This is a genomic window from Pigmentibacter sp. JX0631 (genome assembly GCF_029873255.1).
Taxonomy (GTDB): Bacteria; Bdellovibrionota_B; Oligoflexia; order Silvanigrellales; family Silvanigrellaceae; genus Silvanigrella.
On the sequence record NZ_CP123622.1, the window covers coordinates 22385 to 46343 of the forward strand.

The window sequence follows — 23959 nt, forward strand, 5'->3', positions numbered from 1 at the left end:
TTAGAATATAAAAGCACTCTTTCATTTATTGAAGGAGGGTTTTTGCAATTAACTTTACAAAGTGATTACACTTTAAGAGTATTAATATACATCTCTTATCATCAAGAAAAAATTGTAACTATTGATCAAATAGCTGATTTTTATGAAATTTCAGCTCACCATTTGACACGTATTATTCACAAATTAGGTGAACTAGGTTACATAACCACAATTCGAGGAAAAGGTGGCGGATTTCTTCTTGCCAAAAAACCTTCAGAAATTAATATTGGTGAATTAATAGAAAAAATAGAATCTCACTTCCATATCGTAGAATGTTTTGATCCATCCAAAAAAAGTTGCAAAATTTTAGGGGCCTGTTTCTTACGACCACTTTTAGCTGAAGCTACACAAAAATTTATTGAGACATTAAAACAAAAAACACTTGCTGATTTAGTAACAAACAATAATAAATTAAAAAGTATTATTACTAAATCTCAAGTTTGAGAAATATAATCACTAATAACTTGATGATTTAACATTTGATTGTAGTCAAACTTATCTATATTAACTCGTCTCAATAGACCTTTATCAAACTGACCAACTTCATTACAAATAGATAATAATTTAGATTTAGAATGAACGGAGAGCAAAATAGTAGCAGTTGAAAATTCTCGCAATAATATTTCGATAAGCCGTAGTTCAGATTCGTCAGTTAAAATAATATTATCAATTAACAAAATTCTGTTATTTTGCAATAGTGCCTTAGCTATTGAAAAGAAAATAGTTTCTCCCGCCCAAAGCATTTGCTTAGGAAGATCTTCAATTTTAGTATTCAAACCATTTCTTAATACAGCTATTGATTGCGCAACTCCCACTCTATTAAGTACTGACCAAATTTCTGAATCATCAAATAGCTCATCGGGATCTAAATTTTCTTTTAATGTTAAAAATGGGAATATTGAATTCATAGAGATATATGCAAACTTACTTCTAAGATCAAACGGATTCAGTTTTAAGATGTCCTCGTCATCAATGACGATTGATCCTGATTCAAAAGGAACAAATTGTAATATGCTAGCAAACAATGTTGAAATTTTATGTTGTCCTTTTTCTAAAATGAATCCAAATTTTGAACCACTTGGAATATACAAATCTAGATTAACAATAGGTTGTGGATAATCTTTTACAGCTATAACATTTAATTCCATAATTCTAATACTAGCTTTTTCTGGCCAGTAATTTGAAGTCGAAAATTTATTTCCCTCTAGTTCATGAAATCGACTAGCTGTAGCTACTAATTCTTCAAAATCTGGGATAGTTTGAAAGTAAGTAGTAATATCATTAGATATATTTATAAAAGCTTTAAAGACAAATAACATTGCTAGAAAAGATAATACGACTTTGTCAATGCTTACTCGTTTGATATTTAAAGAAAAATAAATAGCACTTAACATGGTAATAATTAACAGTGCAAAACAGATAAACTGAGAAAAAGAAAGAACAACTTTATCTTTTTCAGAATTTTTATGCAGTGATAAGTTTATTTTTTCGCTAATTTTTTTATAAATAAACTCCCTAAAATAAAAAGAATTATTGGTTTTCAAAGATCTAATATATATAAATAATATTTTTGATAAGTTTTTCTTTTCATTTTTTAATGCGAAATATGCTTTTAGAAATGCAGCTTTTTTGATCAACAAAAACATACTTGTAAATATACAGACTGAAAGCAAAGCTAGTAACGAGGTTAAGTTGCTTACTGAAAATAAAATTAATGCTGCTACGAAATAAGAGATTCTTACTATAATTGAAGAAAATGATTGAAATAAATTTTCTTTAACATTAGAAAATTTTTCCAAATATTTTGCGGTCACATTTTCAGAAAGCTTATGCTCTTTAATTAATACATCATAAACTTTTTTTTCTAAATCATTGCTAAATATCAAATTACTTTTCGCATTTTTGAGCTGATAGTAATAGAATAAAAACAAAGAAAAAACAGAACAAATTAAAAACAATGAAATTTGTACATTTCTGGAAATGTATTGATTAAGATTTAAAGAAAATAAAGTAAAAAATGCGGCACTTATTAAAATTTGAGAAGAAATTAAATAAATAATATTTAAATAGGTACTTGAAGAATTAAAATATGATTTTAAGAAAAACTTATTTGATGAAGCTAATTTACGAATGTAATTTATTTCTTGTGTCTTATCAAAGTAGCTAAAGTCATAAAATTCTTTCGGTAGGTCAGCTTTGTAATAATTAATTTTATCACCTATTTTTTGATAAACGCTTGTAAGACCAAATTGTCGAGCATCAGCAGCAGCATAGTGCAGTCTCGCATAATGTCCTGACTTTTCTAATAAATTTTTATGTGTACCAACTTCAACCAACATCCCTTCTTTTATAACCAGAATTTCATCGCAGAGAGCCGCAAACTCTAATTTGCTGGTTGCAATCAATCTACTTGAATTAGCTAATATTTTTTGAATTCCCTCGTGGAAAAAAATGGAGGCTTCATTTGAAGTTAAACCAATAAAAGGTTCATCAAAAATGTATAAATCAGCTTTTGCATATAGGGTTCTAGCTAAAGTTATTTTTCGTAAAAAATATTCTGGAAATTTATTTAGTAAAGAATCGAAAATAGTTTCATCACCATCATCTAAAGAATTGAAATCATTTTCTAGAGAACAAGCTCTTATAACATCTACGTATCTTCTACCTTCAAATTCTCTATCTAAAATTATATTTTCTCTAAAAGTACCATCAAAAAGTAAAGTTTCATGTGACAATACTTCCACATTATGCACGAGTTTTTTCTCGCCGCTGATAATATTTAAATCACCAGTACAAGCTGATAAAAAGGCTGACTTACCTGAATTTTTCTGCCCAATAACAGCTGATAAACTTCCCGGTTGTTGCTCATAGTTTATATTGTAAAGACATATATTGTTACCATCATTAAATGCTGCTTTATGAAACGATAGTTTTATTTGATTACTGTCCAATTTTCTGTTTTGTTGTTCACTATTATTAAATATTTTTTCATTTTTATCATATGAATCTTTATTTTCTAAATGTATAGGCATTGAAAATAAATGAAAACTTTTTTTGAAATCTTTAACCCTAGAAATAAATATTAATATATTTCCATAAAAATAATCAATTAATGAAAAAAATGTAATTAAAGTAGCTATTGTTAGAAATGAATACGTTTGATTAACTAATAAATATACTGCAAGACTAGGAATAGCTATTATAAATCCAGAAAAATACTGAATTAAACCTGCCGCAGAGAGACGAGTTAAAATACCTTTAACTAAATTAGTTGAATTTTCTTGGAATAAATTGACTTTTTTAATGAAGAAATTTTCTAAAGCTAACAAATGAACTCGGTTACCATAAATAAATATTTTTTGAATAATATTACTTCTAGCTTGAATAAAAAAAGCTACTTTTTTTAAAGCTCTGAGAATGATTATTTTATTAGAAATTTGAAAAGCAAATAAAATTAATAAAATTATAATTGGAATAATAAACAATTTTTGCATTATAGAATATATAAACAAAAAAGCTACAATCAATGCTGGTAAACTAAATGCATGAAAGAAAATGGCTGGAAGATCTTTAATTTTGTCTGAGAAAAAACGGCCTTCTTCATCACTAAATTTTTTTACTATGATCTTCTTTTGATCTTTCAACGAGTAGCAACAAATTTTTGCAAAAATGTCTAATGAATTGAATTCTATTTGCCTTTTCCAATGTGTAAATAATTTTTGCTTGATATAAAATGTTGCTATAAAAACCAGAAAATATCCAAATATTCCCAAAGAACTTAAAAGTAACTTTTTATTAAACTCAGCAAAAGCTGGAACTAAAAATAACTCAAAATAATTTTTTAAAACAAATGGTGCAAATAATGCCAAAGAAATTAGTGCAATTTGAAGGAATGCTGCATATATTAAATTTCGTTTAAAAATGAGAAAAAAAATCCACCATAAAGATCTTTGTCGACTCATAGCTTTTTGGAGAATTTTATCAACTGAGGATACTTTTGGAGAAATCACTTGTTTTACAAAGGTATGAAATTTTTTTTGGTACCAAAACATATTAGTGTTTTAACCTTTTCGTCATGAGCAAAAAAATAGTAATGAATGATTGTATCATGACAGTTATACCATTAGCTGGGCCTGACATCCACATATTTCCATTTTCAATAAAAAACTTTATTACAATAAAAAAATAAATAAAATAAAAAACACAAGAATAAATCATTGGTACCAATAGTGATCTCATAGATTCAACTTTTGTATTTATACCTATTTTATCTTTAGTCATAAATTTATGAAATGTCGATAACCAGAAACAAAAACCTGATTGACCCACAAATAATATTGCAAATAATAAGCAGTAAAAAGTATTACTCGCCCCGCCACCAAAGTAACCAAACCAAAGAAAGGGGAGAAAACAAAAAAATTGAAATGCACCTGCCAAAAACCAGCCATTTGCAATTCCTATTTTTTTAAAAAGCTCAATTAGAATTCCACGAAATTGCACTTCTAAGCCTATGGCATAAATACAAGTAAAAAAAATAATAGAAAGAGGATGAACTAAAAAGAGATGCAATATACTATAAACTGTGTTACCTGATAGAAATAAAACTTCATTGGATTCTTGATAAAATATTTGAGAAAAATTAATGCTAAACTGCAAACCGATAGCTGCAGTTAATAAGGGAACGATTATAGCCCAAAATAATTTTTTATTAAGCCTTGGCATTAATGCTAAATAATATAGCGGAATTTTAAAAAAGAGGGCAATCATTAAGGAAATAAAAAAGGGCAACCAAGTACTTAAAATTAATGCTATTAAAATAAACAATGGATTGCCAGAAGTAACTTTTCCAGATGCATAAAGTTGAATTGCCCAAGTAACAGTCAAAGCAGAAATTAAATATATAATTAATGATACTAAATATTTACTTTTTTCGTTTTTGAAGGGCTTGCTGATAGTCTTCGGTAAATTTTTCTGCACCTTTTTCTTTTAACTCCCGTAAAATAACTTTTTCTTCAGCTAGTTTAGCATCTTGCGCAATGGCTGCTTGGAAACAAGTCACAGCACTTGTGATATTACCAGATCGATAATAAGCCATTCCTAAGTTAAAATAAACATGAGATTTGTATTTGTCGAAGAATTGGAGAGCGTTTTCATAAAAAATAATTGCTTCATTTATTTTACCATTTTTAACTAAAGCAACACCACGATTATTAAAAAAACTTGCAAGTGTTTTACTTTCAAAATTTCCCTGAATTTTATCAAAAAATGATTTTGCTTGATCAAAATTTCCCACAGTAGAATTTGTTTTAATCATACCCTCTAGCGCAGCATTATTTGTATTATCTTTTTCTAAAACTTCTTGATATTTATTCTCAGCACCTTTTACATCATCAAGACCTAATAATGCATCTCCGAGCATTATTTTATGTGATAAATTATTTGGGCTTTTAGCTTCTAACTTTTCATAGATCATCGTTGCATCTTGAAAATTTCCTATTAAACACAAAGCTTTTCCTAAAGTGTTTAATGTTTTTAAATTTTCATTTAACTTATTTGCACTATTTTTTTCTAAATGTTGTTTAAGAAATTCTATAGCTTCTTGATATTTCTTATGTAGAATTCTAACTTCTCCTCCAAGATAGGTATATTTAGAATTTTTTGTAATTTCATTTTCTACTTCTTGATTAGAAAATAAAGAATCAATTGCTTGTAAATCAGACTCGTGAATTAAATGTTTTAAATTTTTAATTTTTGTTTGAATACTTTGTGAGTTAAAATATTCTGCCCTAATTTCTTCCATATTTCGCAAAAAATCTACCGCATTTACTACTTTTGGCATTGTATGATAAATTTCTAGTTCATTTAGAAGAAAATTATCATCTTGTGCAATTGCTGCAGAACAAACAACAAGTTCGATATGATCGTAGTTCACTTCATTTTTTATTTTTTGCGCAAAAACATCACCACTCATTTCCTTCATATCCCAATCAAACAAAATAACATGGATTTGCGCAGCTTCTTTACTGACAATATCTAATGCTTCAATTGGTGTTGCAGCATTTTTAACCTCAAAATTACCTGATTTTGTTAAAACTCCCATAAAAAATGTTCTTAAATCACTTTTTTCTTCAATGATAAGCACACAAAATTTATTATTTTTATCTGCATTTTCAGACTTTTGAGCCATACATCATCCTTAAATATTAGAATGAAATGATCCAAAACAAGTATCGGTTAAATTGTTTTAGTATCTATAAAAATGAAGAGGGATCTACATCAATTTTACAATGCCCTATCAATTCTTTGTCATTAAAAAAAGAATTAGGAAATAAATAAAAAGGATGAATTTCTTTAATAGAACTAATACATAACTGAATGCGATAAGAATTATTAATTTTTTCGATTACTGCAGGATAGGGGCCAGCTAGTCTTATAGAGTTCATAGCAAATTTTTGCTCCTGCCAAAACTGAATTAAAATTCCTTTTACTTTATTTGCAAGGTTATCAACTTTATCTTTATTTTTTCCATTAATTTCGATAAGAATTTGTCTTGAAAATGGGGGATGAAAACCATACTTTCTTAATGTCAATTCTCTGTTAAAAAATTCATCACTATTATTTGTAAGAGCAAAATCAATGATTGGATGACCTGTTATTAAAGATTGTAGAACCACTGTACCAGATTTTTCTCCCCTTGCTGCTCTGCCCATTGCTTGATTTAGCAATTGAAACGTCCTTTCACCTGAACGAAAGTCAGGGAGAAAAAGCGCATCTTCAACATGCAAAACAACAACTAAAGTTACTAATGGGAAATCATGTCCTTTAGCCAACATTTGGGTACCAACTAAACAATCTGTTTTATGTGTACGAAAATCTTCTAAAATCTGGTTTAATTTTGAATTACTTGTAAGAACATCTCTGTCTAAACGAGCAATTTTTAAATCAGGAATTTTTTCTTTTATTAATTCCTCAATTTGTTGAGTCCCTACTCCTTTAAAAATAAATTTATTTGCATGGCAAGTGGGGCAGTTATTTCTTATTTGTTCTTTAAAACCACAATAGTGACAAATTTCAATTTTACCTTTTTGATGTAAAGTTGTTGTTACTGAACATTTCGGGCATTTTAGTGGTGATGCACATTGGCTACAAACGGCAAAATTAACATAACCTCTTCTATTTAAAATTATAATACTTTGTTCATTAAGTTCTTTTTTACGATTTAAAAATTCATATACTTCAGGACAAATAACATCTTCAGAAAATGTTACTTGTGAAGATTTTAAAGCGGTCAAGGAATTCTTTTTATTTCTATCTAGTTGAAGATATTTTTTACTATCAATAATTACATGATCAACTTTTTGTTTCGAAAATTTTTGGGTTAATTTATAGTAGTAATATTTTTTAAGTGTAACATTATACATAGAATCTACTGAAGGGGTAGCAGAACCTAAAATACAGACAGCTTTTTCTTTTTTTGATCTAACTATGGCAAGATCTCGGGCATGATACGCAACGGAATCTTGTGATTTATAACTACTGTCATGCTCTTCATCAATAATTATTAAACCTAGATTTTGTATTGAGGAAAATATAGAAGTTCTAACACCCAATACAACTTTAGCCAATCCAAGATGAATTTTAAACCATTCAATTTCATATTCTAAATTTGTAAGTCCTGAATGAACTATTGCTAAATCTAGACCGAAAAGAGCTCTAAACCTTGAAGTCATTTGTGGTGTTAATGATATTTCAGGAACTAAAATTAATACTGTTTTTTGTTTAGATAAAATATATTGAGCATATTTTAAATAAATTTCTGTTTTTCCAGAACCAGTAACTCCATGTAATAAAACAACCCCTTCATTCAACGTAATTAAATTTTCGTATACTTCACTTTGCTCTTTATTCAAATGTATTTCATCTCTTTTAGGATATTGAATTTCTCCTTTTAATTTTTCCTTTTTTTGATTATAAATAAGAGTATATTCTTCTTTTTGAATACATTTAATATAGTTACTTATTCTTTTAAATAATATGTTATGTTTTGTAGTATTCCATAAAAATTGTGGCGCAATTAATGGAATAATTTTTTCAATTGGATGTAAATAATATTCAGATATCCAAAGTAGATAAGAAATATATTGTTTAGATAAATGCCTTGTATAAGGAACTTCTTGAATAATACTTTGACAAACAAAACTAGGTTCTTCGCAAAATTCTAGAAATATAGCGACATAAATTTTGATATTTTTCCCTGAACGCATTGGTACTAAACAAAATGTGCCTTCTATTATATCAAATAAATTTATTGGTATGGAGTAAGTTAGCAGCAGTCCCGTTGAGCCAACTACTCCAAATTTGCCAAATTTTATTTTGCCTAATTCAGATGCCATATTACCTGCCCTATTCATTCCTTCACTTAACACAAAACAGATCTCTTTCTTAATACCATCCTTTAAAAAAACAAGGATTAAATATTGAGCTAAATATTTCCAAGGTAAACTTAAAAATGCTAGTGTCTAAATTATTTTGATGATATACTTGTTGAAATTTAAAAGGACTTTTTTCCATGCTATTATCATATTTTAAAAACATTTTATTTTGTTTACTACTTTTATTTTGCACCATGAGTATAGCTGAAGAAGATAGATTAATAATCACGGGCAATAATTCCCGTGCTCCAAAAATTTATCTTGATGAAATGCAACATCCCAAAGGCTATTTAATTGAACTTATGAATATTATTACAAAAGAAATAAATTTAACTGCTGAATATAAATTACAAAATTGGCCTAAAGCAGTAGAAGATGCAAATCTTGGAAAATATGCTATAATTGGTTTTTCACGTTCAAATGAAAGACTTAAGATTTTTGATTTTTCAGAAGAACCACTTTACTATGATAAAATAGTAGTCGTTACTACAAAAAAAAATCCATTAAAATTTGAGACTTATGAAGACTTGAAAAATAAAAAAATAGCCGCTCTGCGTGGAGCAAATTATGGTTATATCTTTGAAAAAATGCTCAAAGAAAATGGTTTTAACTATGTAGAAACCTTTAGTATAGAAAGCCAATTAGAACTTCTTTTACAAGATAAAATAGATGGATTTTTAATTGGTCCTGGGGCTGAAGGTTTGAATAGTGCCATAATGGGTGCCAAAAATCCTGAAATTCAAAAAAGACGAAATGAGTTTAGGATCTTAAAAAAGCCTTTCAATCTAGACCCTAATTACATTGCAATCCTAAAATCACGGAATCAGAAACCACTTCTGAATAAAATTGATGAAGCACTAAAAAAATTAAAGGCTGAAGGAAAATTAAGTCACATATATGGAGACAAGTGAGATAAGCATATTCTAAAAAACTTGCTTACTTCTTCAAATTTTGCCATTTTCTTCTTAAACTGGGAATAAGAACTGTCTAACTAAGTTTGGATCCCATAAATTGGAGTTTCAATGGAAAAAATTCGCTATGCTTTTTTTGATTTTGATGGAACACTAATTTCGAAAGATTCTTTTTTAATCATCTTAAAAAAAATTATTTCAAATGAACCTTACCGGCTTTTTCTTTTATTATTATGGACGCCATTTTTATTAGCAACTGCAATTTTTAGACTGGATAAAACCTTTGCCAAGTCTGTCATACTTTGGAGCTTGACGGTTGGAAAAGATAAAAAACTTTGCGCACAATTTTTGCGAAATATTTTAGCCACAGAAAGCAATTCTCTTTTATTTACAGAAGTCATTCCTACATTTCAACAGTTAAAATCTCAAGGAATTGAAATTGTTATTGTCACAGCGTCAGGACAAACTTGGGTAAGAGGTATGCTACACGGTAAAGTACAAAATATTCGGCTTATCATTGGAAGTGAACTAACTTATTTTGCAGGCGGAGTTATTCTTAAATCGAAAAATTGTTATCAAGCAGAAAAGATAAAAAGAATAGAAAAAATACTAGGCACAAATATTGAATGGCACAGTGGATGGAGTGATCATATTGCAGATCTACCAATGCTTTCTCTTGCCAAAGAAAGACATATAATTTGCCCCAAAAAAAAGCATTTAAAGATTTTTGAAAAAAATTTAAATGGCAATTTTAAGCTGCATAATTGGAAAGCAAAGGAAAATATTTAAAAGTTTTGCATGGTATGATTCATTTTTTCTAAAGGAATTAAATTTATTTCACCCATATTTTGAAATCCTAAATTAGGTAATGAAAATTGGCTTAAAACACTATTTTTTGCAGTTAAAGTATAGATATTTTTATCACAAAATTCTTGAATAAGAAAATGAATTAATAAACTTGCCAAATTTTTCTTTCTAAATTCGGGAAATACTGCTAAATTAGAGATATAAGCATTATCAAATTCATTTAAAGTAATAGTAATTGTTGCGCATATTACACCATCAATATAAGCACAAAAATTTTTGTTTTTATATTTTCTATCTTTAAGGCTCAACATAGCACATAACTCTTTTTCGGTTTCCAAATCTATTTCAAATAAAACTGAAAGATATTTACAATATTCTGAACAATCTTTAATTTCTTTCACAGAAATTTTTTGTTTAATCAAAAAATCTTGGTTAAAACTATTCTTGCTTAAATAAAAAAAAGAACCATTGTAAATAGAGAATTCTTGGTATTTATTATCAAATGAAAGAAAATATCCCTGAATATTCTTTAACTTATAATAAGTATTTAATTTCAATATATCTTCATAAGAATAGTAAGTATTATTGTGAAAAGCAGTATTCCATAAAGGAACAGGAGTTGTTTGATAGTAACATGTAAATCGTTCAAGAACGTTTTCACTCGTTAAAACATCACTAAAAATATCCTGATATAAATTTACAGCAGTTAAAATATTATTTGTCATTTTTTTTCCTAAAATTTACCAGTGCAAAATATGATCATATTTTTCAAAAAGAATTGGAAAATCTGCTCGCGCTATTCCTTGTGGTCCAAATATCATTTCTTCCATTTCAAAACCACGTTCTAAAGCATCTTCATAGACATAAAAAATTAGAACACCTTTTTCCATAATTTTTCTTAAATCTTCATATATTTTTGCAGGTTGTGTTTGTACTTTAAAACCAAAAACAAGACCAGAAGAATCTTGTTTAGTTAATAAATAACTGATAGCGTTTCCCTTTAGTAATAGATCAATTGAACTTCCTGCATCTTTTAAGAAGTGTGAAATCCAGATAACAGTATCATCCTGTTCTTCAATAGTTCCTCGGTAAGCTGACTCAATAATTTGCAATATTTTTTTCATAAATGATACTTTCATTATCGAGTTGGGATAACTAAAACATTATCTGAATTCTCTATAAATTTTAACAGCTCACCAGGACCATTGCGTCTTAAATTTGGCGAAAATTCAAAAACACCTCTTTCATCTACGCAAAATCCACATTGAACCCAGTCTATTTTTGCTCCAGTTTCCTTAGATTTCTCAAAAATTGATGCAATCCATTGTTTAGTGGTTGGATGATCTTCTTCTTCTAAAGAGCGATTATGGATAGGATTTGCATGGGCTAGTTGTTTTTCAAATGCTAAAGAAACAGCTCCTTCATAAGCAAATACATTTACATGAATGCCTCTTGCAACTGCAAGATGTATTAATCTTAAGGCACTTGTCGAGCGAGCATTCTCAAACGGAGGATCCATTAATACGAAAGTCAATACAGAATTATTCATAGAAAATCTTTCTTACCTTATGAATGCCAGATAACCTTAGTTTTATTAACAAGATGATCTAGTATAACGTCCATAGATGAAATAACAATTTCTTTTCTTAAATTATTTCTATCTATTCCTCTTTCTTTAATCGAAAATTCATCTATAAAAATTGGAATATCTTTTTTAATAATATTTTCAATTGGATCATAAATATTAATATTATTTCGAAATGAAAAAACTGCATTTTGTAATATAAATAATTTTACTTCATTTTTTTTCTCTTTTAAATCAACTGCTAGTTGATAAGAATGATTAACTCTTAGTGATTCAAAATGATCTCGTGTTTCTATAAGCAAGTAGGAATTCATAACGATCCTATGTTTTTATTAATTTAAGAATGATCTTTAATCCATTTCAACATTTCGCGCAATGCTTCATCAGAAGCCATTTGATTATAAGAAGGTCTGTAATCAGCAAAAAAACCATGTTCTGCATCAGGGTAAACAATTATTTTTGAATTGCTAGTTCCTTTTTTTAATTCACTATTCATTTTTTCAATATGCTCAGGAAGAATTCTTGCGTCTTTACCTCCATATAAACCCAAAACGGGAACTTTTAATTTAGCTGCTATATCTATTGGAAATTCCTCCTGCGTTTTTTCAGCAGATAGTAAAGGTCCGTACCAAGCAATTGCAGCTTTTAATTCTGGATTATGCGCAGCATAAAGCCACGTTGCTTTTCCACCCCAACAAAAACCCGTAATATACATTTTATTAGCATCAATTTTTTTACTTTCTTTTACAAATTTAACGGTTGCATCAAGATCTGTATTGACTTGTTTGTTTGTTACCTTAGAAACTACTTTTGCTATTATTTCTGAAATTTCTTTAATATTATTTACCTCTCCTTGCCTAAAATATAAGGAAGGAGCAATTGCATAATAGCCTAATTTTGCAAACCGTCTGCAAAGATCTTTTATATATTCGTGCACTCCAAAAATTTCATGGCAAATAATAATTACTGGAAATGGTTTATTTCCTTTTGGAAAAGCCTGATATGCTGGAATTTTTATTTTGCCAACTGGAATTTTAACATCAGACACTTCAATTCCATTTTGATCTGTTTGAATAGCAGAATATGCCAATGGATAAACTGCTAGCGCATATCCTGATAATGCTAAAGATTTTAGAAGAAAATCACGTCTATTAAATTCCATTTTCTCGGAATTTTCAATTTTTGTCATGAAGATTTTCCTTAGATAAACAAATAAACAGATATACCAATTATATCTAAATGTTATCAAAGAGAGGTGAGCAAGTCAATTTTCTTTTTGCTAGGATTTTTAGGTAACATTATTGTAAAAACACTACCTACCCCTACTTCACTGCGAAGTGAAATAGATCCTCCGTGTGCTTGTACTACATGCTTAACAATTGCTAGACCTAAACCAGAACCACCGCCTAATCTATTATGAGATTTATCCACACGATAAAAGCGTTCAAATGCTCTAATTCTAGAATGATTTGGAATACCAATTCCTGTGTCTTCTAAAAATATAATATGATGTGTTTCATTTTTCCGCACACTTATTTTTACAAAACCACCTGGTCGATTATATTTCACAGCATTATCAACTAAGTTAACTAATACAGAATCAAAGCGTTGTGAATCAACATAAATATTATCAATTTCTGGATCAACATCAGAAAGAATTTCTACTTCTGCTTGCTTTGCTTTTGGCAAAATATTTTCTACCACTCGTCTGATTCCTTCATGAATATCATATGCTTTAATATCCAAAGTAAGCGAACCAGATTCTAGTCCAGTAACAATTAACATTTCATCAATTAATTTAGTTAAATTCAAAGAATTTCTGACTATCACAGATAAAAAATTTTGTGCCATTTCATGATTAATAAATTCGGGTAAATCTTGAATAATTTCTGCATAGCCGCGAATGGCTGAAATCGGTGTTTTTAATTCATGGCTTACATTTGCAAAAAATTCCCTTCTTAATTCTTCTCCTTTTTGAATGTCAGTCAAGTCAAATAAGAAAATCATAAACACTGGAATATTTTGTTCTGAATATAACACAACTATTTTTGCTCTGACTCTTCTAATTTCTGGTCCATCTAAATGCAATGATTCAATAATTTGCGCTTGGATCATGTTGTTACTTTTAATTTCATGAATCATTTTCTGAATCATAGCTGATAATTCAACACTTCTTAAAACTTCAAGCACATCTCTTTCAGAGACATCTGTATACCATCCAATCCATCTTCTGACCGTATTATTAACTTTTAGTATTTTTCCTTCATGGTTGACAATAACTACACCTTCTCCAATTGCCGCAAATATTTCATCTAGTCTTGATGTTTGTTCTCTAGCCTCTAAAATACTTCCCCGCATTCTTTTTGCCATATCTTGCACTGCACGTGCGATTCTTGAAAATTCATCATTTCCATCAATAGGTAAACTATCTATTCCAGCATCAAAACCACCATGGCGGGTTAATTGCAACAGAGAGTGGGTAGGTTTATCTACTAGAATATATAAAATAAAGTAACAGTATAATAGATAAATCGGAATAACAAAAATAACTGGGAGAAAGCGATATAAAATACTACCCAATAAAGTTCCAACAATAATACCAAGGAAAATTCTTTGTTTAACTGTGCTAGGATAAAAAACTGATAGTAGCGGTCTTAAATTGGCTTTAACTTTCGTAAAATGTGAATCAAAGCTCACATAATCCCCTTTAATGTAGATTCTATAATTAACGTAACCGGTCCTGCATTACAAAAAGATACATCCATATTTGCTGCAAATATACCAGTTAGTACTTTTTTTTCAGCTAATTTCTTTTTTGCTAATTCTACAAATTTTTGATACATAGGTTCAGCTATGTTAGGTTTAGCTGATAATGTAAAACTTGGCCTGTTACCTTTACGACAATCTCCAAATAGTGTGAATTGACTGACAATATAAAGACATCCATTTGTATCTAAAATTGATAAATTCATTTTGCCATGTTCGTCTTCAAAAATTCGCAAATTAATTATTTTATCTAAGAGTTTTTCAATTGCTGGATTGTATTTTTCCACAATAGATATCACAGCTTCTTCTGGAATAATATCTGGCGTTTCTTTAAAACCAATGCCAAGCAAAACCAGTAATCCGTTTTCCATATATCCTTGTGATTTTTTTTCGATAGTTACCTCGGCATTTTTAGCACGTTGTACAATAGCTCTTAGTATTAAATTTTCAGACATATATATCCTTCACTAAACTTTATAAAATGGGTAAGTAAAAAATATAAAATGTGTTATATTCACTCCAAAATGAACCAAAATTGCTGATTCAATTTTTTCTGACTTTTGAAATGCATAGCCGTAACCTATCCCAGCTAAAAAAGCAAAAACAATCATCAAAATACCACTTTTATAATGAAATAAACCAAATAATATTGCTGTCAAAAGCAAGGATAACAATGGTGCTGCTTTAGACATTTTAAAATTTTTTACAAATATATTATTTAAATTTTTTTGCAAAAATCCTCTAAAAATAACTTCTTCTGCAACACAAGTTAATAATAAGTTATTTGCAATAAACAAATACATATTTTCTGGTAATTTAAAATCATATTTAATAAAATTTGTTAAATAAGCAGGTAATAATAAAACAACAGTTAAAATAATATAAACAGGAATAAATTCCTTAAAAATTTTTTTCCAATTAGAAAAACTTCTTGAAATATTCAAAAGAAAAGCAGCTAAAATAATTCCGCAAACGCCTTTTTCAATATTAATACCCATCCAAAACGGAGCAGAAATTGGACTAAACCTCTCTCCACTAAAAATCGGTACTTGTTGCGAAGATTGCAAAAGAGTTGTGAAAGGTAATAAAGAAAAAAGAAGGATCAAAGCACTTAAAGGAAATCGAAAGAAAACATTTTTCGTATTTTTATAATAATAACAGCTTAGTGAAAAGAGAACTATTAATAATAAAGAAGGATAAGATATAAACCCTAAGAAAAATGTGAAAAAAGAAAAAGAGATTGCTATTACAATAGCAATCTCTTTTTTATTAAATATCCAAAGTGATAATGAAGCACTGCATATAACAGCCAATAACAGTTCTTTGGGAAACATAGTTTTCATCCCTAAATTACAAATTAAATTTCTTCTAATGCTAATTCATCATGAATAATAGTAACTAATTTATCAAGATCACTTTGCTCTATTACTAAACTTAAAAAGCCAACTTCATAACCACTTGGACCTAAATATATTCCACTTTCAAGCAATTTATGGTAAATTTTATTAAACATATTCATATTTGTTTGCTCAACTTCAGAAAAATTCTGTGGTGCTTTATTAGTACCGTAAAAGAAACAAAAAAACGAACCACTTCTTACGTAACAAACTTTTGTTTTTTCAATAAAATTAACTAATTTACTTTGTACTACTTGATCTAAATATTTTCCAAGTTGTTCTAGTTTATCAAAGGCATGTTGTTTTTCTAATTCACAGAGAGTATGATAACCAGCTATCATTGCTAAAGGATTTCCAGAAAGAGTTCCCGCTTGATAGGCATGACCTAAAGGGGAAACTACTTGCATAATTTGTTTTTTGCCACCATACGCAGCTGCAGGTAAACCTCCACCAATTATTTTTCCGAAAGTCCAAAGATCTGGAGTGACATTAAAATATTCCGCACTCCCTCCTTTTGCAATACGAAAACCAGTCATCACTTCATCAAAAATAAGAACTGTCCCATTTTTTTCAGTAATTTCTCGTAAGTATTCTAAGTAACCTGGTTTAGGTAACACCAGTCCCATATTCGCAGCTATAGGCTCTATTATAACAGCAGCAATATCAGATCCGTAATTAGCAAAGACCTCATCAATACTTTCTATGCTATTATAAATAGCGGTTAATGTATCCTGAGTGGTGCCTAAAGGAACACCAGCAGAGCTTGTATTTCCTAAAGTAGCAAGGCCACTGCCGGCTTTTACTAAAAACTGATCTGCATGACCATGATAACAGCCTTCAAATTTGACAAATTTATTTCGTCCTGTGAATGCTCTTGCAGCACGAACTGCGCTCATAGTTGCTTCAGTTCCACTGCTGACAAAACGCATCATCTCAATGCCAGTTACCCACGTTTGAATTTTCTCAGCAAGCTCTACTTCTAGCAATGAAGGAGCTCCAAAAGTAACAGCCTTTTCAATTTGATTTGTTAATGCTTCTACGACATTTGGATGAGAATATCCTAAAATTAGAGGTCCCCAAGATGAACAAAAATCAACATAACGATTTCCATCTACATCAAAAAGATATTTACCTTTGCCATGTGAAAAGACAATTGGAGTTCCCCCAACTGAACGAAAAGATCTTACTGGCGAATTCACTCCCCCAGGAAAAACATTCCTACTTCTTTCCATAACATCTTTTGATTTTTCAAGTTGCTGTTGATTTTTCATTTAGTTATACCTCTTTTTTAAGTTTTGAGTAGGCTAAGGCAGCAGCTATAAAGTCTCTAAATAAAGGATGTGGAGCAATAGGTCTACTTTTTAATTCTGGATGCGCTTGGCACGCTAAAAACCAAATGTGATTTTCTAATTCCATCATTTCAACTAAAGTACCATCTGGGCTTTCACCTGAAACTATAAATCCAGCTTCTTCAAATTTCTTTTTATAATCTAAATTAAATTCATATCTATGCCGGTGCCTTTCACTCACTTTGTCGAAATGATATGCATCAAATGCTTTAGTATTTCTTTTAACTAAGCAGTCATATGCACCTAAACGCATACTTCCACCTTTTTGACCAATCCCTTGTTGGCTTTCCATTAAATGAATTATTTTATTTTTTGCATTGACATCAAATTCTTCTGAAGTTGCATCAGTCATTTTTAATGCATTTCTAGCAAATTCTATACAAGCGAGTTGCATACCTAAACAGATTCCAAAAAATGGAATATTATTTTCTCTCGCAAATTGAATTGCAAGCATTTTTCCTTGAACACCTCTATCCCCAAATCCTCCGGGAACTAAAATAGCATGGAATTCTGATAACATTTCATGCGTATTTGTAGAATTTAATTGCTCTGAGTCGATACCTACTATTTTCACAGCAGATTCATTAGCAATACCAGCATGAGTTAAGGCTTCGTAAACAGATTTATATGAGTCACGTGTTCCCATATATTTTCCAACTACAGCAATTTTTAAATGGTGCTTTGGTCTTTCTATGCATTCAATTATTCTGTTCCACTCATCTAAATTAGGCTGAGCTGTCCAAATTCCTAAAAGTTCAACGATTCGTGAATCCATCCGTTGTTCATGATAAATTATTGGCATTTTATAAATACTATCAGCATCTAATGCCTCAAATACACTTTCCTTTGGGAGATTACAAAAAGTAGAAATTTTCATTCGCACATCAGGAGCCATAGGTTGATCCGCCCGACAGATTAAAATATCAGGTTGAATACCAATAGAACGCAATTCTTTAACGGAATGTTGTGTCGGTTTAGTTTTTAATTCACCAGCGGCTCTAATGTAAGGAACTAAAGTTACATGGATAAAAATAGAATTTTCTTTTCCAACATCATTTCTAAACTGGCGAATTGCTTCAAGAAATGGTAGGCTTTCAATATCACCAATGGTGCCACCAATTTCTACGATAGAGACATCCGCTCCCTCTGATGCGGTAACGATATTGGCTTTTATTTGGTCGGTTATGTGAGGAATCACCTGTACAGTACCGCCTAAATAGTCTCCACGTCGCTCTTTATTGATAACTGTGTCGTAGACTTGACCAGAAGTGAAGCTATTTCGTTTGGCTAGATTTGCTTTTGTAAATCTTTGATAATGTCCTAAGTCAAGATCTGTTTCGGCTCCATCATCCGTTACAAAGACCTCACCATGCTGGAAAGGGGACATGGTACCGGGATCTACATTGATGTAAGGGTCCATTTTAGTCATTGATACACGTAAACCACGTGTCTCAAGTAAGGCTCCTATGCTGGCAGCAGCAAGGCCTTTACCAATACTGGAGACGACTCCACCGGTAACGAATATATATTTAACAGGGTGTTGAGAGAACCGCTTATGGGTCTTACTATCGTGATATTGCATTAGACTTACTCCGTTCGACAATCTTGTTTCGACACGGGAACACAGGGTAACACTAACTTATGGTCAGGAGTCAAGATAACAATGAAGAATCTGCGCAATGATTTTAAAATGAGTGCAGAACAACAGTCCACTGATGGAATTGTTTCTCATATGTTAATGGGGTTTGTAGAGAGAAAGATCTCACCACAGACCATTGCTGATGTTTTGCGTGCTCAAATTTTTGAGTCCCATGTCCCTTCACACAGCTTAAATACTGCTACATGTAATGGCATTTTGGAAGCCGTCACACAAGCAAATTCAACTGAAGATTGTAGTGATCTTGTTTTTTTCCTTGCAACCCATCCAGAATTTCCAAATTTTTTAACATTTAAAGCCGCCACTGGTTCTTTAAGAGTTTTATTGCGATATTTGCAAAAAAACATGCAAAATGAAATGTTAAATGAAATAAAAGTAGATCAACTTATTGAACGTATATCTGAAAAAGTATTATCTTTTTTTCATGAAAGAAAAGAAGTTAATTCAGACGACAAAGCAAATTTAACCATTCTTATTAAAACCACAAACCCTACTCTCGCTAAATTAATGAGAAATTCTCCTCATTTTCAACAACTTCGATTCATGCTTATGTCACCCAATGACTATACTCATGAAACGAGTTTAGCCACTGTAAGACCAGAACCTCTAGAAATGGTTAATATTATTCTTAAGTCTTCTGACGATCATTTATTGCGAAATACAACTGCATATTACAAAACAAATCCTGCTCCAAATGGCACTTCAGGTAGAATTAAACACTTAAAAACAGTCCTTGATCTTTTTAAATTGAATAAGGCTTCAGAATTTAAAATTGGTTTCATTATTGAATGGATTTTTGAAAAAGCTTTAATGGAATCCGTATTAAATGAAGAACTAGAAGAATTGTACAAAAAATCATTAAAATTTGCGGCTGAAGAAAGCGGAACGCAAATTCAAATTATACGCGGTTTAATTCGTTCTATTCAAAAAGATTATTCCTTTATAGCTACACATCCATTCCAAAAAAATAGTGAATCAGAAATTAATTTATTAGATAAAGCACAAGCATTAACGCAACATTTATTTCCTATTTTAGTTAAATTTGCAGAAAAAGATAATAACTACGTTTCAAAATATATTGCAAATTGGGCAGTTGAAATGCCGCTCCAAAATGAAGAGTGTCGCTTCTTTAAACGCTCCCATTGGCGATGGATTAGATCACTTGCTGCCCATACTTGGGACGCAAGTCTGCGGGAACCACCAACCTGGGTTATCGATGGTGGCAGTAATTACTGTGCAACCATATTTCAAATTGCCCCTGCTTTATGGCTTCAAGAATATTCCTTTTCTTTACTAGAAAAAGTTTATCGGGAAACCTTGAATGAAAATTTTACCCCGCAAAAACCACATTATGACTATGTTGAATTTTTAGCACGTTCCATGCGAAAAAAATCTCCTTTTTTTGCTAGTCGTACCGAATCACTCTATGCGTTGCACCTTTTATCGCGGTTAACGAGAACAGAAGCAATGCAGTACGCTAATGCAGAGGCTAGGTTCCAAGCTCAAATCTCAAGTTCTTTTCAACAACATGAGATTTCCTCTGAATTCGCCTTATGGAAAGAGATCATTCTAAACCCAAACATTGAACATGATTTGGGAAATAACCCGGTTACAAGAGCACTTGCTATCTTGGCTAGACTTGCCAAAGAGACTTCAAAAAAGTAAACATGAAGAAGTCTTTCCAAGTGTGCTAAACAGATTTTCTAATAAAGTGGGTTCATATGTGTGGCTATGCTGGTGTTATGTTCAGTCAAGACAGTTCATTTGCTTCCATTCCAAATCATAAAGATATATTTTTTTCTTCTGCTAATAATGTAAAACATAGAGGTAACGAGCCGTTACGCAAAGCTGAATTTGAAAACATTTTACTTGCACATTATAGACTTGCTTTTCTTGATATAGCTTCTAATATTCAACCTATGCTTAGTAAAAATAAAAAATGGGTTATTGTTTTCAATGGTGAAATTTATAATCATAACTTGTTACGTAAAAAAATTACCGCAGAACAAGGTTATCATTTTTCAACAAAAAGTGACACCGAATCAATCTTAGAAGGATTTTTAAACTATGGTCTTGAAATAGAAAAATATCTTGATGGCGAATATAGTTTTGTCATTTGCAAAACCGACGGTTCAGAACTTATTGCAATGCGAGATCCCTTTGGAGTAAAGCCTTTATACTTTGGATTAGAAGATGTTCAAACCAATATTTTTTCTACAGCACAAGAGTCTTATTTGTTTAAAACAAAAACACTACACTTTTCTAGTGAAATAAAAGGACTATCTATTGAAAAAAAATGGCAAAGAGATGGCTTTTTAAGGCAAATCACTGGTTTGTATGAACCAATTAGAACACCTTATCAAAATATAATTCAATTACCTCCAAATTCATTTTTATATGCGAAAAAACAAAATGATTATTATGTCTGTAAAATTCAATTAAAGAAACAACCTGTACGCCCTATTCTTACAGATAGTGATTTAAATCAAGATGAAATGTTGCATGAATTTAGTAAAACTTTATATAAATCAGTTGAATATAGAATGCTCTCAGAGGTTGAATTAGGTGTTTATTTAAGCGGAGGAATTGATTCTAGAGCTGTTACTTATGAAATGATTAATTATCTACAACATAAAAAAATTAATCGTCCATTAAAATCTTTTACAATAAGTTTTGATAACGAGGAGTACAGTGAAGCAACAGAAGCACTTTCGTTCGCGCAAAAATATAGTGTTACTCCAAATATATTAAAAGTCAGTAATTTAAATTTAAGTTACGCATATAAACATGCTGTATATCATTCAGAGAATGTACAACCATATACTAATTGTGCGGCAAAATGGTGGCTTAGTAAATTTGCAGGGAAATATGTTAAAGGTGTTTTAACTGGAGATGGAGCTGATGAACTTTTAGGTGGTTATCCAAGTTTTAAATATGCAAGTTGGTGGAAATTTGCTTTAAGTAGTGTTCCTGGCGACAATGTTTTTGATAAAATAAAAAAATTAACATCTGGTGCAAGTCTGCGAGATGGAACCTTAATGAAAAAGTTAACACCAGAAAAAGATCCATGGCTGGTTGGTTCTAGCGTTGAAGGGACAGGCGAAGATTTTATGGAAAGTCTTATGCTTTGGGGAGTACCACATCCCTTATTTAGCCAAATTAAAACTATTGCTTCTGCTATTTTAGGAAATGATGAAGCTACTAAATGGCTTAGTGAACAAAAAGAATCCATTCGCTCATGGTATTCATTTGGTTATCAAAGTGATGATGAATTTTTAAGTAACCCAACTAATACTCTTGCTTTATGGCAAAACTATTTTTGTAAAACACATCTTCCCGTACAAATTTTAAATGTAGTTGGAGACAGAATGGAAATGGCTAATTCTGTCGAAGGTCGTACACCATTTTTGTCCCGAGAAATGGCAAAACTAGTTGCCAAATTAAAAGATAGTATGCTTATTAGAGGTTATGAAGATAAATCTATTTTACGCCGTTGTTATGCAAAAAAAATTGGGCAAAATTTTGCCATGGCTCCCAAAAAACAATTTGGATCACCATTTTTATTTAATGAAAATTTAATAAGAAATTATCAAGAATTAATAACAAATAAAGTAAAAGATACACAATTATTTGAAATTAAAAACACTTCTGGACTATTTGAATTTATGCGTTCTGATTTTTTAAAGAAAAAAGCAAGTCCACATCTTCTAACTCAAATTAGTTCTGCTTTTCAAGCGTTAATTTGTTTTACTATTTTAGATGATACTTTAATAAAAAATAATCCCCCTAAAAAAGAAGAAGATTACGAAGAAAAAGTATTAAATCAAAAAATAATTTAATTAGACTTTTTCTAGAGTAATTACTACAGTTGAACTAATAGAATTAAATTCACAATGTATTTTTGCTTTATGCATATCTAAAATAGGTTGAATTTTTTCCTCAATTAAAGCTTCAACGAATAATGACGCCCCCGGTGGCATGCAGGTCAAAATGATATCAACCATTTTTTTGCCAGTATCTTTAATGGCTATCATGCAATTTGATCCTTTTATTTCGCGCATAGGATAGACAATTTCATAGATGAGTAGGGAAAATACACTCAACATTTGCGGACTTCGACACATAACAGATATTTTTTCATTTGCTGGAAGTAAATAAATTTCTGTTACTGTTTTAGAAATTTTTTCTTTTGCAGCTCTTACCGATTGATTCAAAATATCATTTAAATCTTCCACTTTAAATGAAGCCGTTTCAATTTGTCTTGTTCTTGTTTCGTTAATTACTGGAACAAGGAACTTAACATATTTTTCTCTACCTTCCGTAAACTGAATTCCACACCCCGACTGTTCTCCCGCTTTCGCTTCTTTGCGAACCCAAGCCACCTTTCCTTTGCCCTCTAGAGATTCAAGGGAGGAAAACATCAAACGAAATTCAATAATATCGCCTACTTCTGGAAATTCTTCGGTTAAAGCAGCGAAAAATCCGCCAAAACTAATATTTGTCGAAAATGTTGAAATGACTTTTGGCGAAGAAGGTAATTTTATATTCACTTTTGATGTCAACTCTATCCGTTCATCTAATCTTTTTGTATATCCTTCTTTTCTTGAAAAAACTGCATCTTCTACTGAATAATACAAAGATTTAATTTGAAAAGGTTTTGTATACAACGCCCAAAGCCCCATAGCGATGGCAACATCTGGAGTGAGTTCACTTGCAGATTCTGTTAGAAGTATTGCAACAGGTGGTGTTTCTTTAATAAATTTTTCTTTCAATTTATCATAGAAATCGAAAAAATTCCCATCTATTTGAGTATGTTCAGCCACTAAGACATCGGGTTTTTCTGTTTGACAAATATTTTCCGCTTCTTTTAATGAAAAAGCTGAAAAAACATCATACCCTTGTTGCTTAAATTCAGAACAAATAGATAATGCTAATCCTTTATCTTGACTGATAGCCACAAATTTCACTAGTATCCTCCATTGCAAAACTTAAATATTTCGTTTTGCAAAACTCCTA

Annotated in this window: 20 protein-coding genes; 5 read left to right on the forward strand and 15 right to left on the reverse strand. The window is 30.4% G+C overall.

Going from position 1 to position 23959, the window contains the following annotated elements; all coding sequences use genetic code 11:
* Positions 1-42: 42 nt before the first annotated feature.
* Entirely contained in the window at positions 43-483 is a 441-nt protein-coding gene (locus QEJ31_RS00095) for an Rrf2 family transcriptional regulator (RefSeq protein ID WP_280591642.1), read from the forward strand.
* Here the strand turns inward: QEJ31_RS00095 and QEJ31_RS00100 are convergent.
* The 4 genes from QEJ31_RS00100 to priA form a co-directional block, all read right to left on the reverse strand.
* Positions 474-4091, reverse strand: a complete 3618-nt coding sequence (locus QEJ31_RS00100) for an ATP-binding cassette domain-containing protein (RefSeq protein ID WP_280591643.1) — start codon at positions 4089-4091, stop codon at positions 474-476. The genes QEJ31_RS00095 and QEJ31_RS00100 overlap by 10 nt on opposite strands.
* 1 nt (position 4092) lies before the next feature.
* The gene (locus QEJ31_RS00105; RefSeq protein ID WP_280591645.1) at positions 4093-5016 is read right to left on the reverse strand and encodes a hypothetical protein; all 924 of its coding nucleotides are present in this window, start codon (positions 5014-5016) and stop codon (positions 4093-4095) included.
* Positions 4961-6226 (reverse strand): response regulator, encoded by a 1266-nt coding sequence (locus QEJ31_RS00110; protein ID WP_280591646.1) that lies wholly within the window; start codon positions 6224-6226, stop codon positions 4961-4963. The genes QEJ31_RS00105 and QEJ31_RS00110 overlap by 56 nt, the downstream gene beginning before the upstream one ends.
* 64 nt (positions 6227-6290) lie before the next feature.
* Positions 6291-8465 (reverse strand): primosomal protein N', encoded by a 2175-nt coding sequence (gene priA, locus QEJ31_RS00115; protein WP_280591648.1) that lies wholly within the window; start codon positions 8463-8465, stop codon positions 6291-6293.
* Positions 8466-8608: 143 nt separating this feature from the next.
* Here priA and QEJ31_RS00120 point away from each other — a divergent pair, with 143 nt between their 5' ends.
* A complete protein-coding gene (locus QEJ31_RS00120) occupies positions 8609-9382 on the forward strand; it encodes a transporter substrate-binding domain-containing protein (RefSeq protein ID WP_280591649.1) in 774 nt (257 codons plus the stop codon).
* A 111-nt stretch (positions 9383-9493) separates the two neighbouring features.
* Positions 9494-10171, forward strand: a complete 678-nt coding sequence (locus QEJ31_RS00125) for an HAD-IB family phosphatase (RefSeq protein WP_280591650.1) — start codon at positions 9494-9496, stop codon at positions 10169-10171.
* Here QEJ31_RS00125 and QEJ31_RS00130 read toward each other — a convergent pair.
* The 10 genes from QEJ31_RS00130 to QEJ31_RS00175 are packed head-to-tail and all read right to left on the reverse strand — an operon-like array spanning position 10168 to position 18868.
* Entirely contained in the window at positions 10168-10914 is a 747-nt protein-coding gene (locus QEJ31_RS00130) for a GNAT family N-acetyltransferase (protein WP_280591651.1), read from the reverse strand. The genes QEJ31_RS00125 and QEJ31_RS00130 overlap by 4 nt on opposite strands.
* A gap of 15 nt (positions 10915-10929) precedes the next feature.
* Positions 10930-11313, reverse strand: coding sequence for a hypothetical protein (locus QEJ31_RS00135; protein WP_280591653.1), 384 nt, complete (start codon positions 11311-11313; stop codon positions 10930-10932).
* Between the two features lie 14 nt (positions 11314-11327).
* The gene (locus QEJ31_RS00140; RefSeq protein WP_280591655.1) at positions 11328-11738 is read right to left on the reverse strand and encodes a DsrE family protein; all 411 of its coding nucleotides are present in this window, start codon (positions 11736-11738) and stop codon (positions 11328-11330) included.
* 17 nt (positions 11739-11755) lie between these two features.
* A complete protein-coding gene (locus QEJ31_RS00145) occupies positions 11756-12088 on the reverse strand; it encodes a DsrE family protein (RefSeq protein ID WP_280591657.1) in 333 nt (110 codons plus the stop codon).
* A 23-nt stretch (positions 12089-12111) separates the two neighbouring features.
* The gene (locus QEJ31_RS00150) at positions 12112-12963 is read right to left on the reverse strand and encodes a dienelactone hydrolase family protein (RefSeq protein WP_280591658.1); all 852 of its coding nucleotides are present in this window, start codon (positions 12961-12963) and stop codon (positions 12112-12114) included.
* A 56-nt stretch (positions 12964-13019) separates the two neighbouring features.
* Complete coding sequence (locus tag QEJ31_RS00155; protein ID WP_280591660.1) at positions 13020-14471, reverse strand: ATP-binding protein; 1452 nt, start codon at positions 14469-14471, stop codon at positions 13020-13022.
* Positions 14468-14995, reverse strand: coding sequence for a D-aminoacyl-tRNA deacylase (gene dtd / locus QEJ31_RS00160; RefSeq protein ID WP_280591662.1), 528 nt, complete (start codon positions 14993-14995; stop codon positions 14468-14470). The genes QEJ31_RS00155 and dtd overlap by 4 nt, the downstream gene beginning before the upstream one ends.
* 12 nt (positions 14996-15007) lie before the next feature.
* Positions 15008-15874 carry a CPBP family intramembrane metalloprotease gene (locus QEJ31_RS00165; protein WP_280591664.1) on the reverse strand — a complete coding sequence of 289 codons (867 nt, stop codon included), beginning with the start codon at positions 15872-15874 and terminating at the stop codon, positions 15008-15010.
* A 23-nt stretch (positions 15875-15897) separates the two neighbouring features.
* Positions 15898-17208 (reverse strand): glutamate-1-semialdehyde 2,1-aminomutase, encoded by a 1311-nt coding sequence (gene hemL, locus QEJ31_RS00170; protein ID WP_280591665.1) that lies wholly within the window; start codon positions 17206-17208, stop codon positions 15898-15900.
* Between the two features lie 4 nt (positions 17209-17212).
* Positions 17213-18868 carry a CTP synthase gene (locus QEJ31_RS00175; protein WP_280591666.1) on the reverse strand — a complete coding sequence of 552 codons (1656 nt, stop codon included), beginning with the start codon at positions 18866-18868 and terminating at the stop codon, positions 17213-17215.
* An 81-nt stretch (positions 18869-18949) separates the two neighbouring features.
* Between QEJ31_RS00175 and QEJ31_RS00180 the strand changes: the two genes are divergently transcribed.
* Both QEJ31_RS00180 and asnB read left to right on the forward strand, forming a co-directional pair.
* Positions 18950-20608 (forward strand): hypothetical protein, encoded by a 1659-nt coding sequence (locus QEJ31_RS00180; protein ID WP_280591667.1) that lies wholly within the window; start codon positions 18950-18952, stop codon positions 20606-20608.
* Positions 20609-20664: 56 nt separating this feature from the next.
* A complete protein-coding gene (gene asnB / locus QEJ31_RS00185; RefSeq protein WP_280591668.1) occupies positions 20665-22782 on the forward strand; it encodes an asparagine synthase (glutamine-hydrolyzing) in 2118 nt (705 codons plus the stop codon).
* Here the strand turns inward: asnB and QEJ31_RS00190 are convergent, their stop codons facing one another.
* Positions 22783-23910 carry a PilZ domain-containing protein gene (locus QEJ31_RS00190; protein ID WP_280591669.1) on the reverse strand — a complete coding sequence of 376 codons (1128 nt, stop codon included), beginning with the start codon at positions 23908-23910 and terminating at the stop codon, positions 22783-22785.
* Positions 23911-23959 lie beyond the last annotated feature (49 nt).

Bases quoted from the DNA above. Each gene is read 5' to 3' on its own strand.
- QEJ31_RS00145 (WP_280591657.1), bottom strand. From the start codon at position 12,088: ATGAATTCCTACTTGCTTATAGAAACACGAGATCATTTTGAATCACTA.
- QEJ31_RS00135 (WP_280591653.1), bottom strand. From the start codon at position 11,313: ATGAAAAAAATATTGCAAATTATTGAGTCAGCTTACCGAGGAACTATT.
- asnB (WP_280591668.1), top strand. From the start codon at position 20,665: ATGTGTGGCTATGCTGGTGTTATGTTCAGTCAAGACAGTTCATTTGCT.
- QEJ31_RS00165 (WP_280591664.1), bottom strand. From the start codon at position 15,874: ATGTTTCCCAAAGAACTGTTATTGGCTGTTATATGCAGTGCTTCATTA.
- QEJ31_RS00110 (WP_280591646.1), bottom strand. From the start codon at position 6,226: ATGGCTCAAAAGTCTGAAAATGCAGATAAAAATAATAAATTTTGTGTG.
- QEJ31_RS00150 (WP_280591658.1), bottom strand. From the start codon at position 12,963: ATGACAAAAATTGAAAATTCCGAGAAAATGGAATTTAATAGACGTGAT.
- QEJ31_RS00120 (WP_280591649.1), top strand. From the start codon at position 8,609: ATGCTATTATCATATTTTAAAAACATTTTATTTTGTTTACTACTTTTA.
- QEJ31_RS00175 (WP_280591666.1), bottom strand. From the start codon at position 18,868: ATGCAATATCACGATAGTAAGACCCATAAGCGGTTCTCTCAACACCCT.
- QEJ31_RS00125 (WP_280591650.1), top strand. From the start codon at position 9,494: ATGGAAAAAATTCGCTATGCTTTTTTTGATTTTGATGGAACACTAATT.
- hemL (WP_280591665.1), bottom strand. From the start codon at position 17,208: ATGAAAAATCAACAGCAACTTGAAAAATCAAAAGATGTTATGGAAAGA.
- QEJ31_RS00130 (WP_280591651.1), bottom strand. From the start codon at position 10,914: ATGACAAATAATATTTTAACTGCTGTAAATTTATATCAGGATATTTTT.
- QEJ31_RS00100 (WP_280591643.1), bottom strand. From the start codon at position 4,091: ATGTTTTGGTACCAAAAAAAATTTCATACCTTTGTAAAACAAGTGATT.
- dtd (WP_280591662.1), bottom strand. From the start codon at position 14,995: ATGTCTGAAAATTTAATACTAAGAGCTATTGTACAACGTGCTAAAAAT.
- QEJ31_RS00180 (WP_280591667.1), top strand. From the start codon at position 18,950: ATGAAGAATCTGCGCAATGATTTTAAAATGAGTGCAGAACAACAGTCC.
- QEJ31_RS00140 (WP_280591655.1), bottom strand. From the start codon at position 11,738: ATGAATAATTCTGTATTGACTTTCGTATTAATGGATCCTCCGTTTGAG.